This is a genomic window from Bifidobacterium pseudocatenulatum DSM 20438 = JCM 1200 = LMG 10505, assembly GCF_001025215.1.
Lineage (GTDB): Bacteria > Actinomycetota > Actinomycetes > Actinomycetales > Bifidobacteriaceae > Bifidobacterium > Bifidobacterium pseudocatenulatum.
Window position 1 is genome coordinate 1875675 of record NZ_AP012330.1, and the last position, 15144, is coordinate 1890818.

13 protein-coding genes are annotated in these 15144 nt (G+C 51.8%); 5 read left to right on the forward strand and 8 right to left on the reverse strand.

Going from position 1 to position 15144, the window contains the following annotated elements:
• Window positions 1–11 precede the first annotated feature (11 nt).
• Together BBPC_RS10120 and BBPC_RS07730 are read left to right on the forward strand one after the other, a co-directional pair.
• Complete coding sequence (locus BBPC_RS10120) at window positions 12–179, forward strand: hypothetical protein (protein ID WP_004221104.1); 168 nt, start codon at window positions 12–14, stop codon at window positions 177–179.
• 18 nt (window positions 180–197) lie between these two features.
• Window positions 198–644, forward strand: coding sequence for a hypothetical protein (locus BBPC_RS07730; RefSeq protein ID WP_004221103.1), 447 nt, complete (start codon window positions 198–200; stop codon window positions 642–644).
• A gap of 298 nt (window positions 645–942) precedes the next feature.
• On the opposite strand, the gene BBPC_RS07735 is transcribed toward BBPC_RS07730, so the two are convergent.
• The 5 genes from BBPC_RS07735 to BBPC_RS07755 form a co-directional block, all read right to left on the reverse strand.
• Window positions 943–1857 carry an acyltransferase family protein gene (locus BBPC_RS07735; protein ID WP_231857835.1) on the reverse strand — a complete coding sequence of 305 codons (915 nt, stop codon included), beginning with the start codon at window positions 1855–1857 and terminating at the stop codon, window positions 943–945.
• Window positions 1858–2398: 541 nt separating this feature from the next.
• Window positions 2399–3136, reverse strand: a complete 738-nt coding sequence (locus tag BBPC_RS07740; protein WP_004221095.1) for an Abi family protein — start codon at window positions 3134–3136, stop codon at window positions 2399–2401.
• A 586-nt stretch (window positions 3137–3722) separates the two neighbouring features.
• The gene (locus BBPC_RS07745) at window positions 3723–5057 is read right to left on the reverse strand and encodes a hypothetical protein (protein WP_004221087.1); all 1335 of its coding nucleotides are present in this window, start codon (window positions 5055–5057) and stop codon (window positions 3723–3725) included.
• Between the two features lie 470 nt (window positions 5058–5527).
• A complete protein-coding gene (locus BBPC_RS07750; RefSeq protein ID WP_004221085.1) occupies window positions 5528–7195 on the reverse strand; it encodes a sugar transferase in 1668 nt (555 codons plus the stop codon).
• Between the two features lie 305 nt (window positions 7196–7500).
• On the reverse strand, window positions 7501–9423 hold the full coding sequence (locus BBPC_RS07755) for a DUF4012 domain-containing protein (protein WP_004221084.1): 1923 nt from the start codon (window positions 9421–9423) through the stop codon (window positions 7501–7503).
• 67 nt (window positions 9424–9490) lie between these two features.
• Here BBPC_RS07755 and BBPC_RS10190 point away from each other — a divergent pair, with 67 nt between their 5' ends.
• A complete protein-coding gene (locus BBPC_RS10190; RefSeq protein WP_256865906.1) occupies window positions 9491–9616 on the forward strand; it encodes a hypothetical protein in 126 nt (41 codons plus the stop codon).
• A gap of 15 nt (window positions 9617–9631) precedes the next feature.
• On the opposite strand, the gene BBPC_RS07760 is transcribed toward BBPC_RS10190, so the two are convergent.
• Entirely contained in the window at window positions 9632–10648 is a 1017-nt protein-coding gene (locus BBPC_RS07760) for an endonuclease/exonuclease/phosphatase family protein (protein WP_004221080.1), read from the reverse strand.
• A gap of 300 nt (window positions 10649–10948) precedes the next feature.
• On the opposite strand from BBPC_RS07760, the gene BBPC_RS07765 reads away from it, so the two are divergent.
• Window positions 10949–11272 carry a hypothetical protein gene (locus tag BBPC_RS07765; protein ID WP_004221079.1) on the forward strand — a complete coding sequence of 108 codons (324 nt, stop codon included), beginning with the start codon at window positions 10949–10951 and terminating at the stop codon, window positions 11270–11272.
• Window positions 11273–11290: 18 nt separating this feature from the next.
• Here the strand turns inward: BBPC_RS07765 and BBPC_RS07770 are convergent, their stop codons facing one another.
• Window positions 11291–12832, reverse strand: a complete 1542-nt coding sequence (locus BBPC_RS07770; RefSeq protein WP_004221078.1) for an MDR family MFS transporter — start codon at window positions 12830–12832, stop codon at window positions 11291–11293.
• Between the two features lie 684 nt (window positions 12833–13516).
• Here BBPC_RS07770 and BBPC_RS07780 point away from each other — a divergent pair.
• Entirely contained in the window at window positions 13517–14314 is a 798-nt protein-coding gene (locus BBPC_RS07780; protein WP_226563079.1) for a GGDEF domain-containing protein, read from the forward strand.
• A gap of 10 nt (window positions 14315–14324) precedes the next feature.
• On the opposite strand, the gene BBPC_RS07785 is transcribed toward BBPC_RS07780, so the two are convergent.
• Window positions 14325–15131 (reverse strand): HNH endonuclease family protein, encoded by an 807-nt coding sequence (locus tag BBPC_RS07785; RefSeq protein WP_004221076.1) that lies wholly within the window; start codon window positions 15129–15131, stop codon window positions 14325–14327.
• Between the last annotated feature and the right edge of the window lie 13 nt (window positions 15132–15144).

The following is a 15144-nucleotide window of genomic DNA, read 5'->3' on the forward strand; positions in this document are numbered from 1 at the left end:
GGATTGCCGTCATGGCGCTTGCCCTGGTCAGTTTCCTTTCGATCATCGTCATGTGGTCCCTTGACCTGCCGGTCGATCAGTTCCGACTTCCGTGGGCTTTTGATATCCTGTCCTTCTCCATGCTGTTCTACTGCATCGGTTACTTGCTGAGTGAATTCATTCTCCCTCACGTGCAATAGGCCTCCCAAACGCAGGCGTTGGCACATATTGCGTTTGCTGTTGTCGGCGTTGCTGGGCTTTATCTTCTTTGGCTGTTCGACGGTTGGACCAAGCTGGAGGTCAATCTTAATGGAGCATCTACCAACAATCCGTTCTGGATGCTATGTGCCGCAATGCTTGGTTTCGCATCATCGCTCATGCTTTGCATTGCTATCGACTGCCGGCTGCTGCAGTTCCTTGGCAGGGCGTCGCTTACCATCATGTGCGTGCATGAACCGGTGAAACGAGTGCTGATTTTTGTTATGGCGAAAATTCTTGGGATGAATACAGATGCATTGCGAGCGAATCTTGTATATGCGATGCTGGTGACTGTTGTCACTGTAGCTATCTGTGTTGCTGTTCATCTCATTATGGACAGGTTCGCTCCCGTGTTGATCGGCAGTTCCCGTCACAATCTGGCTTCGCAAGGCAAGGCAAGGGCATGATGGGAGAACATTTGCGGTTGGCATCATAGTTGCGATGGAACGTCGCTTTGTCGTTGTGATACCTGTAAGAAGTCGGCATCTCGATTTCGCTTTGCCCGTTAATTGCATTCATCCGCAATGGTGGCGTCAGTGGTAACAGATGATCTGCCGCACTGACACCACTAGCAAGCTCAGCTAAGCGTTCGCCCTTCCTGCAGATGTTTAATTTGCCTTTCGACTCCGTCCCACACCAGTTCGAACCAGCGGCCACGGTTGCGGTTTACGGTCACTGCAAACAGTCCTTGACGCATGAAGTCAATCAGAGTGCAGACACTAAATAGATCGTCAACAGGATGCCGAGGATTTGCAGAATGGCGAAAGGCTGCTGATAAAGGTTCTCCAGCACGAACAGGTGCTTCCAAAGCAATGTTCTCGTGGCGGGATAATCGGTGATCAGGTAAACCGCGAATGCGGACCGGGCTATGCGGTTGATGATCCGACTGCGGAAGGAAAGCGGGTCGAACAGTAGAAACATGCCGAAGCCCACCATGATGACGGGCAGCTTGAACGATCCGGCGATGAAGATGCCCTTATCGATTCCGAACAACGATAACATAACGGAAGCGCATGTGTACAAGAGGAAGAATCCCAGTCCGGTTCCGGTCATCAGCCAAGTCTGTTTGAGCGTGAACGGCTTCATGTACCACTTGTACGCGGAGATGAGGATGAATAGGTAGATGAAGCCGAACACGCTATCGTTCACTCCAAAAGTTCCGGGAATGAAGCTTGTCAGTCCCCAGATCGCCAGCACCGTTATGGCAAGCGCGTAATGCATATGTTCGCCGAACGCGCGTAGCCCCTTGGAAAGGAACGGCAGCAGGGCGAGGAAGGTGGCGTATGCGGTAACATACCACCACATTCCCATAATGGTCGGCGCGACGCTACGAACGATCGTTTTCATACCGAAGTCAGCACGGTCGAAAACCAGAAAGAATGCCATGAGAGCAAGGCTCCAAAACAGCACCTCGCGTTCCAGAATCCATATGCGTTTGAGGTTCGATTTGATGGTCTGTTCCTTGTCGAGGAAGAACCACGCGGAGATGGTGAAGAAGATGACGACGCCCACTTTGCCATCGCCCTGCATGACGAGCTGGAAGAAGATCCTCTCAGGTCCCAGTGAAAGATTCTTGACGTCATAGCCGTTATGGACGACGAAATGGTGGGCAAGAATCATGAACATTGCAACGATGCGCAGCAGTTCTATGCTGGAATTACGCCCCCCAATTTGAAATTCGGGTCGGCGGGACGGCCTTATGGGAGGCCGTGGTCTTTGAGCCTATAATCATCTTTCCCTTCGTTTTCTCTTATCTTTTCCAATACCCCCAATTATACCCGTCCGAAAAGACCAAGTTATGAAGCTGGCCTACGGCCATCGACAGGCCCGCAGGCCGCATCGACGACGGATACGAACCTCGATCTTACAACAGCAATCTATGGAAAAATCAGAGACGAAAATAACCAAGCAAACACCCCACACATGTAGACAACAGCTAACGTCCAGATCATACGGGAAAAACTCTGGTTTGCTTCCGTATCTCACTTGCATATGGACCGGCACGGAAGCAAGAAACCACAACACGCACCACCAAAGGTGGGTAGCCATTATGGCCATCCACCTTCTTCTTAAGGAGCGCAAACGATGCAATCGACGTCAAACATATCGGCAAGTAAAAGGCATACAGAATCCAAAGCTCACAATAAGCATGACGCGTTTCTCAGCTCGTCCGTGCGAGTTCCATCCATTCGTGAAGCTCACGCGGGAAATCCAAGCCCATCTCCCGGTAAACAGAGTCGACGTACGCAGGTATGTCTTCACCTAAATGCATGAGCAAAGAATTAAATTGCTGGAGGAATTCCAGATAACGTTTTTTGTCGATTACGAAACGTAAATCCTTAACAAGCTGGAAAACCGTATTGTTGGAATCATGCGGATGCGCACAATAAAGACGTTCATCGTGCGCGCAAATATTACGAAAATCTTTCATTCTGCGATATATCTTATCGATACGTTGTGCATCGATTTCCGTCTTATGCCTGTGCGAATCTCCATACAGAACTGTGAAACTCCTAGCAATTGAACCGCGAATCAATATATTTTGAGACTGAAAGAACCAATATATTTGTCCCAAAGTTAGATCATTGGTCAAAACCCACAACGGCACCTCTCCATCGTGCTCATTGAGGCAATGAACGAGATATTCTTTTCTGCCTTTTCTCTCGCAATCACTGTTGTCAGTAAGTATCTTTTGCAATCGCGGAATGAGCTGACTTGCCTTTTCATGAGCTTGGCCGGTACGAGCATAATTGTCGATATTAAGGTAGGGGTTCTTCTCAGCCGGATTTGCCTTGGTGAATTCGTATGCGCAGACTGTTTTCAGAATCGCCTCAGCAATCGTGATCATTCCGAAAAGGAGAAAACGGAGCTGCCTATCAAACAGGTACAGCTTATACAAGTCATTGTATGAGGATCCTTCGCGATATTTGTCTTCTTCATCTTTTTTCGCGCTTGATTATCGAGAAACGGTTTTTTGTATCCATTGACAGTCGCGTAATATCCTTCGCGCTCAAGAATCCATGATGTCCTAGAATCCGTTTGAAGTCCTCGTGAATTGAGAAGAGCGATTTGATCTTCGATCGTGGTAAAAGGTTTATGCATGAAGACTCCAATCAAAGCACAAAGGTCGTCTTTCCAAGAAGAAAGACGACCTTTGCGAACTGGACACCGCCCAGCTTTATCACAAATGGTTAATTTATACGAAAAATGGCTGTTTTTCGACTTCGGCGTGTTTCACATAGTAAGCGTCCAAACAGTTCCGCACTGCCCAATCTCACTCCACATTGATGAAAAACTCTTTGCTCCGTGCAATACATCTCCCATCGCACACAGCCGAAACACTCATAACTAGATCATCGTAGGGAGCGCTTTCCTGCGGAACAATGTCAATGTCAAGATTCGAACGCGACTTGTGCGGCCAACCATAGTCCGTCCACACAAGTCGCGTTCCATGTCTGCACAACCCGAGAAAAGGGCGGAAAATACTAGTTGTGCAGACGCGACGACTGCAGATGGACCGTTGCGTATGCGCAGATTGCGGAAGCGATCACCAGCAGCAGCGAGATGATGGCGAGCGCCTGGACTGCGGATCCGGAGCGAGGCATTTCCGGCTTCTCTGGCTTTTCTGGATCACCGGGTTTGCCAGGTTCTTCTGGTTTTTCTGGCTCGGCGACGGCTTTGATGGTTACCGCCACTTGTGCGCTTATGCCATCATGGTCGGAGGTGCGCAACTGTGGGCCCGCTCCCCCACTCGAGTTTGTATCTATAACATCATCCGCACCATTGCGCACGGCGGTGATGGTGATGTTCTGGCTCACGGCTTCGAAGGCTTTCCTCTTCTCAACCGCCTGCATTGCGCGATCGATCTGATCGTTCAACGCCTGCAACTGGTCACTATCCACCACAAGACGGTAGTCGGCGATGCCGTTCAGTTGTGTTTCCGTCAACTCTAGTAGGTCGTCGGCACTCAGCTGCTGAAGGCCGCTCGCGGGATCCAATTCCACCGAAGTCTGCTTGCTGGAGATCGCCAGATCGCCGACATGGAACATTCCGTCACCCATACCATCACCGCTAGTGCCGCCTGGAATCAGCCCAAGCGAGTCAGCCAAGTACGGCGCAAGATTCGACAAGTCGGAGAACGAGCCGCTCAACAAGGCGAGCGTGTTCAGTCCAGCTGGAATCATGCCCCGGTATTCGCCACCGCGAACAGTCACATAGCCAAGATTTTTAGCGTCATCCAGCAGGTTGAAAAGCGTCGGTGCGGTGAATGTTCCGCCCGAAAAACTGCCTTGCGCGGAAGTTTCATCCGTTTCGGCAAACCGCATCAACGTTGCATCCGAGGTGAACGTGCCACCCTCCACGCGCAATACGCCACGGCAATCGACTGCAGGCTGTGTTCCGCCCGCAACCGTTCCCGGTCCGACAATGGTGAGCTGCATGTTCGCAGGCACAGTGATCGTAGCAAACCCAGCAGCTCCACCGGATTCAGCGGCTTGCAGCGTATGCCCGTTCAGGTCAAACGTTACGTTTCGTACGCCTTTCGGTGGCGTAATCGTAACGCTTTCCGTCACGTCGGCTAGCAATGTGACCGTCGTGTTCTTCAACGTTGTTCGACCGATCGCCTCCTGTACGCTCGCGTAGGTTGCGTTGCCCACTTGCGCGACCGCCTGAGATTCGGCGACATCGGCAACTGCATCGGCAGAGAACAGCAGCGTTCCAAACAGCGACGCAATCGCGAAAACAGCGGTCAGCACCACCGAAACCAAATACTTACCTTGCGTTCGCGGGCACACATTCACCCGCTTCTCATGACTACGCATGATTATTTCCTTTTATAGGTTCTATTGCATATTTCAATCCGCACCGAAGTGCGTGGGACCACCCTCAGCTGTGAGGGATGACGTTACAGAAATCATGGCGCCATGCTGCATTAATTATCTCACAATGCGCAAAGGAAAGCAAATTACATATTTTGAAAATCCAAATCTTATATGAGATATATCAAAAGACAATCTTTAGTTATAGTGGACCTCATCACATAAGTTAAAACTGTTTCACATGAGTATCACAATATTCCTCACACGAATAAACGTATCCCAATAACTGCAAAATATACATATGACGAATAATTGTTTCCCATCAAGAAACAAGCGAGCCCACAATCAAACAAGCGAGGTCGCAACCACACAAAAACACATTTCCCATCTGCACCACGTGGGAAAGCAAAAGAGCGCTCCGGGAGGGAGCGCTCTGATTTGCACGACGATTCGTGCGAAAAGTACTGCGGAATTTAGTAAGATCCGGTGCCGCGGAAGACCACGAGCACGGTTTTTGCGAGAATCGCAAGATCGCCTGCAATGGACCAATTTTCGATATAGGAAACGTCCAAATATTCGCTCTGCTCCTGCGAAAGATCCGAACGGCCGGAAACCTGCCACGGACCGGTAATACCAGGCTTAACCAGCAGTCGCGCGGAATAAAGGGAACCATAGCGAGCAACCTCTTCCGGCAAAGCCGGGCGAGGACCAACCAAAGACATGTCGCCCTTCAAAACGTTGAAGAACTGGGGGAATTCATCCAACGAAGTCTTACGAATAAAACGACCGACCTTCGTAATTCTCGGATCATCCTTCATTTTGAAGATGAAACGATCGGTCTGTCCATTTTCTTCGGCAAGTTTCTTCTTCAATTCTTCCGCATTGGTGACCATGGAACGGAATTTATACATGGTAAACGGCTTGCCATGCAAACCGATACGCTGCTGCGAGAAGAAAATCGAACCACCGTCATCAAGCTTGATGGCGATCGCCGTACCCAACATCAGCGGCGAGGAAATCAGCAGCGCGAAAGCCGAACCAACGATATCCAGCAGGCGTTTAATCACGTACGTCGTATTCGTATACTGCGGCAAACTGGCCAGCAATACCGGCTGTTCGGCCGTATTACGCAAGTACAGGCGGTGGCCGCTCACGTCAGCCAAGGAAACAGCCAACGCAAGCTCCATGCCAAGCGACTCGACCGCAAGGGAAATGCCATGCAGCATTTCGGAATCGCGGGACAGCACGTCGGCAACATACACTTCCTGCGCACCCAAGCTTTCGCACGTACGCGGGAAAGCGGCATTGAACGGAATCACCTTCAGCTTGTCGGCACCTTCAATGGAAGGATCAGGCTCGAACGACGTGACCACATAAGCGTCTTTCTCATTGTCGTCAGCTTCGATCGGACACACGGCAATCGGCGAATACCCCCAATTGGAGTAGTCCCGCATGGTGCGCAACGCACAATTGATACCGTCGGAAGAACCAATCACCACGGTCTTATACTTACAGGCGCCCTTCTGACGGCTGCGATGCTGCCACTGACGCATCTGCCAACGGGCGATGACTTCTAGGAAGAATGCAATGATCGGGGCGACGATAAGCGCGGTTCTCGGCAAGGAAAGATTGAAAATAAAAGCAAGCGAGCAGTAAGTGATGATGGTGAGCAGCGACGCGTTGATGATTTTCGCATACAGCTCGTAGCCTTCCGCCATCACATGGCGATGATACGTTCCGGCAAAGGTGAGGCTCAACACCCAGATGAGGCTGAAGCAGATGAGGAACAGCCAGAACGGCATGGCCCCATTGATGGCATTATATGCGGCATCGTTGGCCCAAAGACTGATGGATAGCGAAATCAGCATGACCGCAAGATCGACCATCACCAAGCAGACGACAAAAGAATAACGCCATGCGGGCACAACCTGATTCCGCCTGCCCTTGCGCTTTCCATCTTCACCAACGGAAAATGGCGTGTTCGAAAACATCATCGGCTCAAACTGAGGGCTGTTGTCTTGAGACTGATGTCGCTCCTGCTTCTGATCCTGGTGACGAGAGTTAGAAGAGACGATATGGATTTCCTGGGTTCTCACTACTTGATCCGAACCCTGCTCAGAGCTGCGGAAACCGCCTTGCATGACTCCTCCTTCTACTAACTACCCCCACCCGAAAAGAAGGGGGCTTCCCTCCATGAAGAGATAGTATCATAAGCCCTGTTAACAGAGTAGATCTCCAACTCGCTTTTGCGGTTAAATGACTATTGGAAACTTGCTTTTGACGCGATACCGCGAAACGCGCGGCAAGAACGGATGAAAAGTTGACGTCCGTTCCGTGAACGTGAGGCTACATGCGCATATACCCACATATTCCCCCATACTCCCCTGTTGCAAGATGGCTTGTCTAGAGCCGCTTGCTTAGCTGCTTAGGTTGCCTACGGAACTGTCTAGCGGCCTTCAATCAGCGGGGTCTGGCGGAGGGTGAGCGGCTCATCCGTATCTGGAGCGGACTGCACATGCACGGTGATCTCATAGGATTCGCCGGGCTGCAAGGTCACATCACCCACGCCCACGGTCAGGCCATCGTGCAAAGTCACACCCTTGTAATCGTCGGCATTCTGGAATTCCCAATCCACCAAACGACCGTTCGCAGGCGCGTAAATGAACAATGCCGTCTTGATCTGGCCTTTCGGAACGATATTTCCGGCACCGGTCACATAGTCAGCTTCGGAAGCCGCTTCCTCCGCCGTCATGGTGTTCTGCAACTTGATATGCACCGTATACTGGTTCGCGCCGTTTCGCGCGACCTTCTGGAATTCAGTGGTCACTTCGCGATGCAAATACCAGTCCATTTTCGACTCGGTTTCGTCGGAAATATACACGCCGACCTGCGGTTTTGCACCTTCCGTAATCAATTTGCCGGAAATCGCGGAATCGGCAATCAGATCCTGCTCATCCTCATGCGCACTCCACACCATCACATGCCCCTGCTCAACAGACGTGGAAAGCGCCTTGACATACGATTTGAAATCGTCCACATTCTGCATGATATGGTCGAACGCGGCCTGCGCGGCAACCGCGAAATACTCGTCCGTCTCCTGCGGAGCCATGCGCGCATACACGTCATGCAGCAACGTTTGGGCAGTATTCGTGCCATCCAACGTCGAACCGTCAGGCATGGCAACGCCACCGGTCACAGCCAGCATGTTCTGCAGGAACAGCGGATCAATGGCGATCACACCATCAACCGCAACACCGTACTGGCGAGCCCACATGGCGCTCACAATCTCGCCGGTACGCGGAAAATCAGGAGTGAAATTCACGTCGCGAATATCCTTGCCAAGCTTGTCGGTGAACAGCAAACGTTCCTCGGCGGTCAAATCCACAACCGGCTCATCGGCATTCTGAATTTCCGAATCGGAAACGAACGGCTGCAAGCTCACGTGACCGCCTTGCACCGTGACCAGGCCGAGCGATCCCGTAAGACCGCCGGAAGGGCGTACCTCCGCATTCGTTTGCGCAAGGATCAGATAATTGCGCGGAGCATCATTCGCATGGCTTTCCGTACCCAACATGCTGGGCAGCACCTGCACGATGGAATTCAAGGAATGCACCATGCTGTCAAGTTTTTCGCAATACGTTTCCGCGGTTTTCAGGGCGTCCGCGATCTGCGCGATATGCGGGGTTTTCACGGTTTTCACTTCCCGCGTGGCCTTGTCGATCGTATCGTCCGCGATTTGGAGCGGCTGCTGAGACGCTTCCAATCCGGAAATTTCGATCGTGCCGTTTTCCACGTGAATACTGTTCAGATCAACATTTTCGGCGACTTTCACCAGTTGCGGCAACGCCTGCGACGAAATATTCTCCATGGCGGCCACCGTGGTGCGTACGGCGGAAATGTCATTGCCCACATACGGCACGACCGACGCCACCTGCCACAGCGGCGAAGAGGTTTGCTTGTAGGCCTTGCTTACGTGATCGGAGAACGCGGTTGTCTGCTTCTCAAGCTTGGACGTGTCCGCTTCGGAGATGGTCTGCTGCAAGCCTTGAGCACTCGACACCGCCTGCTGCAGCTCGTTTTTCACGTGCAGCGCAGACCATACGAATGCGCCGGCGAAAACGGCGAGGGCTGCGACTACCACAAGCACGCCGATTAGGATCTTGCGACGGCGACGTTTGCGCTTGATTTGGCGAATATGCTCGGCGCTCATACGGCGGCGCACGCGGCGGGAATGCGGGGCGCTGGAAGTGGAATCTTCTGGACTGGCGGTTGCGTCGGAGGTTGAATCGGCATTAGACTGCGGCTCCTCCTGACGGCCTTGCTCAGGCTGGACGCCGAATTCTTCAGGCTGATCAGACGCGCCGTTCATATTCCGTTTCGCTCCCTAATTGTTTGCAAGCACTTCGGATTCCCCAGTGTAATAGTAGGGGGAGTCGATGAAACTTACGGAGCAAAAACGGGGCAATAACGGCGGTGTTACTACCCAAATGTTGCCGGTAACGCAAGAACTGATGCAACCTAAACGTGACCTGCAAACCAGTATTGCTACAACTCAAGCATGACCCGCGACGGCAGCATTACTGAAGTTCCAACGTCGCCAATAATGCCTTGTGGTCGGAACCTTGAATCCGCTTGGTTTCCAAATTTCTGGCGTACACACCCTTGTCGTAGATGATATGGTCGATTTCAGCGATAGGGAATACCGAAGGATACGTCATATGCAATCCCTCGCCGGCACTCTCCCCCGCATCCGTAAAGCGATCGCCCAACAAATATCTGAAGCTTGCATGATCCCACGTGGAATTAAAATCCCCCATCAGCACATACGATTCCCCATTATCGTAATGCTGTAATTGCGCTATGGAATCCAAACTTTTATTCCATAATCCCTGATTGCTTGGTCGTGGAGAAAACGGATGAACCGACCCAAATCGTACTTTTCTGCCATTGAAATCAACTGTCGCGGCAGGAATACTACTGGATTCAATAGGAATGAGATCCTGCGTTGTTTCCTGCAGAGGATGCGCACTATACAGTACGTTCACACCGCCATTGTCGTGCCAAGTGAGTTGCGCGGAAACGGAATACGGAAGATGATCCTCAATTCCAGCATCATGCAACCGATCTAATAATCCTGATGAAACTTCCTGCATTGCAAGAATTTCAACATGCTCGCTTTGGATTGTTCGCACGATTTGCTGCGCATCGGCACAACCTTGCTTCGTATTGAACGTCATGACACGCACTGTTGCAGAAGGTTGTATGGCACGATCATTGGTCGGAACGACATACCCCCAATGCCAGATAATCTGGATGATCACGCACAATACGCTTAACGCGACTAAAAGTTTTCGTTTGCCGACAGTGCGAAAAACTGTTGCAATAATTGCGATAATCACGGAAAGCAAGCCAAGCCAAGGCATGAGTGCGACAATCAAAGGCACGTACCGTTTACCATCGAGACTGTTCGGCAGCATGCGCAGAAGCATCGCGAACACGATGACGGCGGATGCGAACCACAGCAACGCCGTAAGCAGTGAAGCGCGCGTTTCACGACGCGTCTCACTTCGTTGGACATCGCCAAGTCGAGTCATGCGCACTCCTCTCCCATTCCATCTTCCCGTTTCACTTCCTATTCCGCGCAATCCGCAATCGTATGCAATCACATGTTGCAACCGATAGTCTTACGCATCGTTTTTCACAACATCTCTCACAACATCTCTTCTCGTGAACGCTACCCGCGTTCATCCCCGCATATGTTTCCCGCATGCATTGAGGGTGATGCTTTCACAAAAGTGCCACTATATGGACACTTTCCGGCATTTGGAATCGTTCTGATACGTTCATCCGATAATCTATAGGTTGCAAAACGGTGCTTAACAAAAGAGGCAATCATGAGCGAAGAAGCAATGCGAGAAGAAGTGGCGCAAGCTGTGGAAGTGGCCGCAAACAAGGCCGCCGAAGAGGAAATCAGCAAGCTGGCCGAATTCGAAAGCGCCATCGACGAAACGCTCGCCTCCGGATATTTGGACGATACGCTCACCGTCACCGACGCAGACGGCGTGGCGCAAGTGCTGCCAGTGCTCGATTCCGAGCCGATCTCACACTTGGTGGAAGGCTTGGAAGCCGTAGGCGGGAGCGCCAATGTGTTCGTGCACACCAGCGCAGGCGTGGTGGCCCTCAGCGTAGTGGAATACAAGCCCAACGAAGAGGAGTAGCCGTCGCAGCATGCACGGTCAGGCGGCACGCCTACGGTTGAGGGCGCGTTGCACGGTTTCATGCGTGGAACCGGCACCCTGGCCGCGCACGCCGAAGAACACCATCAGCACCATCACGAAGCAGATTGCTGCACTGATACGAAGCGCCCACTGAATGCCGAACACGTTGGCAGCCGCATACACGGCTTTTGTGCCACCAAGCGCAGTCCAACGAAGAGACGTGAACGTCTCCATCAAAATCACCAACACCGGAGCGCCAATCGCGCCCGCAATCTGACGAACCGTATTCGTCACCGCGGATCCGGCGCTCACCTCTTCCGGTTCCAAACAATTCAGTGACCATGTGGTGATCGGCATCAACACGAAACCCATGCCGATCTGGCGCACAAACTGCCAAATCGACACCCACCAAATCCACGAAGTCATGGAAATCAAACTCATCATGACCGTGCCGAAACACAAGGTAATCGTGCCTATCAACGCCACCGGACGTGCGCCGAAACGGTCAAGCACCTTACCACCGAAAAACTGCGAAATGCACTGGCCCAAAGCACCCGGAAGCATCACCAGGCCGCTAATCGCAGCAGAATAGCCACGGCAATCCTGAATGTACAGGGGCATGATCACCATAATCGAACTGAACGCGAAGAACGAGAGCGCGGCCGTGATCGTGCCAACAGTAAAACTACGATTCTTCAACACGCTCAAATTCAACAGTGGCGGCTGCGCTTCAGGATTTTCAATCTGCCTGCGCGCGCCATGAATCTGGCGGAGCACAAACCAAATAATTCCCACAACGCCAATCACCATTGGCAGCCAAACCATAGGATTTACAAACGAATACGATTCAATATTCGTAAAGCCGAACATTAGCCCGCCGAAACCGAAAATAGACAGTCCAACGGAAAAAAAGTCAGCCTTCGCGGTTTTATCGTTCTCACCGAAATTATGCAATCCAAAATAGGCAAGAAGCAGCGAAATCACGCCGATAATGGTCAACGTGAGGAAAATTGAACGCCAACCGTTCAAGTCCGTCTGCACACCGCCAAGCGTCGGGCCGATCGCCGGAGCCACGCTCATCGCCATGCCAACCGTACCCATTGCGAAACCACGGCGAGACAGCGGATAAATCGAAAACACCGTGATCTGCAACACCGGCCACATCACACCAGTGCCAACCGCCTCAAGCAAACGCCCGATCAGCACCATCAAAAAAGTTGGACCAAGCCAAGCGAACAGTGAACCGATCGTGAACACAACCATGGAAACAAGCACGATTTCGCGCGTCGAAAAACGTCTCGTAAGGTATGCCGTAAGCGGCACCATCACGCCCATGACCAGCTGGAAAATCGACGTCAGCCACTGACCGGTCGTAACGGAAATACCAAAATCACTGACGATTGTCGGCAACGCGGCGCTCAACTGCAATTGCGTGAAATTACCGACGAACGTAATAAATGTAAGAATCGCAATGGAAATAAACGCCGTGCGCGTTAAATGACCGTCCTGATACGATTCCTCTCGAGTAAGCGCTCGAGACATGCTCCGCTTCGCTGACATCAATCACCTTCTCCACATTCAAACGCACAAACTATATGATAGCCCGTATGACAGAGGCATGGATATTCGCCTGCGGATTCCTGTTTTTGTCATTTCGGGGTAACGCTCCCCTATTTAGAGGTATCATGGCACACGAAAGAGGTAGGCAAGTTTTCGACGCAGGCAGCGTCGAGGGGGGGGGGTGGGTGGAGGATAATGACAGTCAGGGCCATGTTCCACATCTGCATGGAGTTGTGGGGTATTTTCATATGCCTGATTTGCGCAGGCGGAATTTTCATTGCAACCCCACACAAAACCAGACGAACTCGCATCAAAATACTCATGCAGATCGCCTGCATGCTTCTTCTTGGAACCGACGCGCTCAGCTGGTATTTTCGCGTAGATGCAGACGAAACCGCATACTATATGGTTCGCATAAGCAATTTCTCAGTATTCTGCATCAACTATATTTTCATGAGTTTCTTCGCAACCTATGTTTGGTTGACAGTGAGCAAACATCAGCATCGCAAACCAGCCGCATTGCGTGCTGTCTACGCATTATCCGTAATTGGAATTCTCTTACTTATCATCACACAATTCACTGGTCTTTTCTACTATTTCGATGACCACAATCTTTACCATCGCGGTAATTTCTATCTTCTTTCGCAGGCAATTGCGGTCTTGGGAATCGCATTATGCCTCTTCATGTTGATCTCATATCGCAAGAATCTTGATCGCATTATTTTCCTTTCCATGATGTCGTTCTTCGTGCTACCAGTATTGGCGACCATCTACCAAGCACTGGCATACAGTTTTTCATTGCAATGTTTGGCGATCGTGATTTCCACACAGATTATGTTCGTCATGGACACCGTGGAAATGAACATGCGATTCCACTCGCAACAGGCCGCCTACGAAAAAGCACGGTACGAAGCCGAACATGACGGCATGACCGGTTTGCTGAACAAGGAAGCGGGATGGAAACACATGCGCAAATATTTCGACCGCATGGATTCGCACGACGAAGCGATGCTGATGTTCGTCGACATCGACGATTTCAAAACCATCAACGACACATACGGACACACGGTCGGCGATTTCTGGATCCGCGAGGTCGCATCCCAACTTCGGCACATCTACCGGCAAGATGACATTATCTGCCGATATGGCGGTGACGAATTCTTGGCGCTTATTCGCAACACCGCCAGCGAACAGGTGCTTGAAACCACGCTGGGCATGTTCTTCCAACAGTTGGCACGCACCTCGGAACAGCACGGGCAAGACGTGCATTGCAGCGTAGGCGTGTGCCGCATTGCAGCCGCTGACGGTGCCAGCCTTGGCACGGGGCGCGCCGATGGAGACGCGATCGGAAGCGTGGATTTCGACCAATGCGTCGCACAGGCCGACTTGGCGCTGTACGAAACCAAACGATTCAACAAAGGAACGTTCACCGTCTACAACTACGACCGTTCCCAGCCAGCACCCGCAAATATCCGCGCCTAAATGAGCAGCTTCAGCTTTCCGGCAATTCCTGCGCTGGGCAACCGTGCAATACGGAAAGCATCGCCCGCTTTTCCTGCGAAGTGACAGTCAGCCCGTACTTGTCTTTCACGCCAATCTGCCGGGCCACGTAATCGCAACGGTATTCACTGTTCGTCGGCAGCCAGTATGCGGCCGAAGCGGAACCCTTCTGCTGATTCGCGGGCCCATCCACGGCCAGCAGATTGTACATGTCGTTGCCGAATTGGTACAGCTTCGCATGATCCCACGTGTTCGCGCCCGACTGCCACGCATTTTCCAACGCGACCACATGATCGATCTGCACCGCCGAAGACGTTTTCACTCCACGTACGAATTGGATGGTCTGACCGGTATACGGATCGTCAAGCGTGCCCGACGCAACCTGGCAGCTACGGCCGTTCTTATATTGCACGTCCGTCAGATCGCGCGCGAGCACGTCTTCGCGCACGTCGCAACCGTTGCCATCGTCGTCGGTTTCGCGGAATCCGAACGCATCGCGATCATATCCGGCCTTGCTGGGATTGTCGTCGACGGTAAGTTTTTCCAACGTTTCCGCAGCTGTGCCGGTTGCCGTGTACTCGCCGGTGATTTCGCCTACGGTCGGATTGACTTTCGGCAGCAGCATGCCGATAGTGACGCCGATTACCGCAACGACTACCAGCAAAATAAGAATACGTTCCAGCGGACCGTCGGCGTTGATCCAACTTTTTTTGAACCGCTTGCCGGCCCGCTGGATATCACGCACGTCGCGTTCAATATTCCGATAATTATAAGAATTACGATTATTCTTTCGAGGCATAATTATTAAAAAT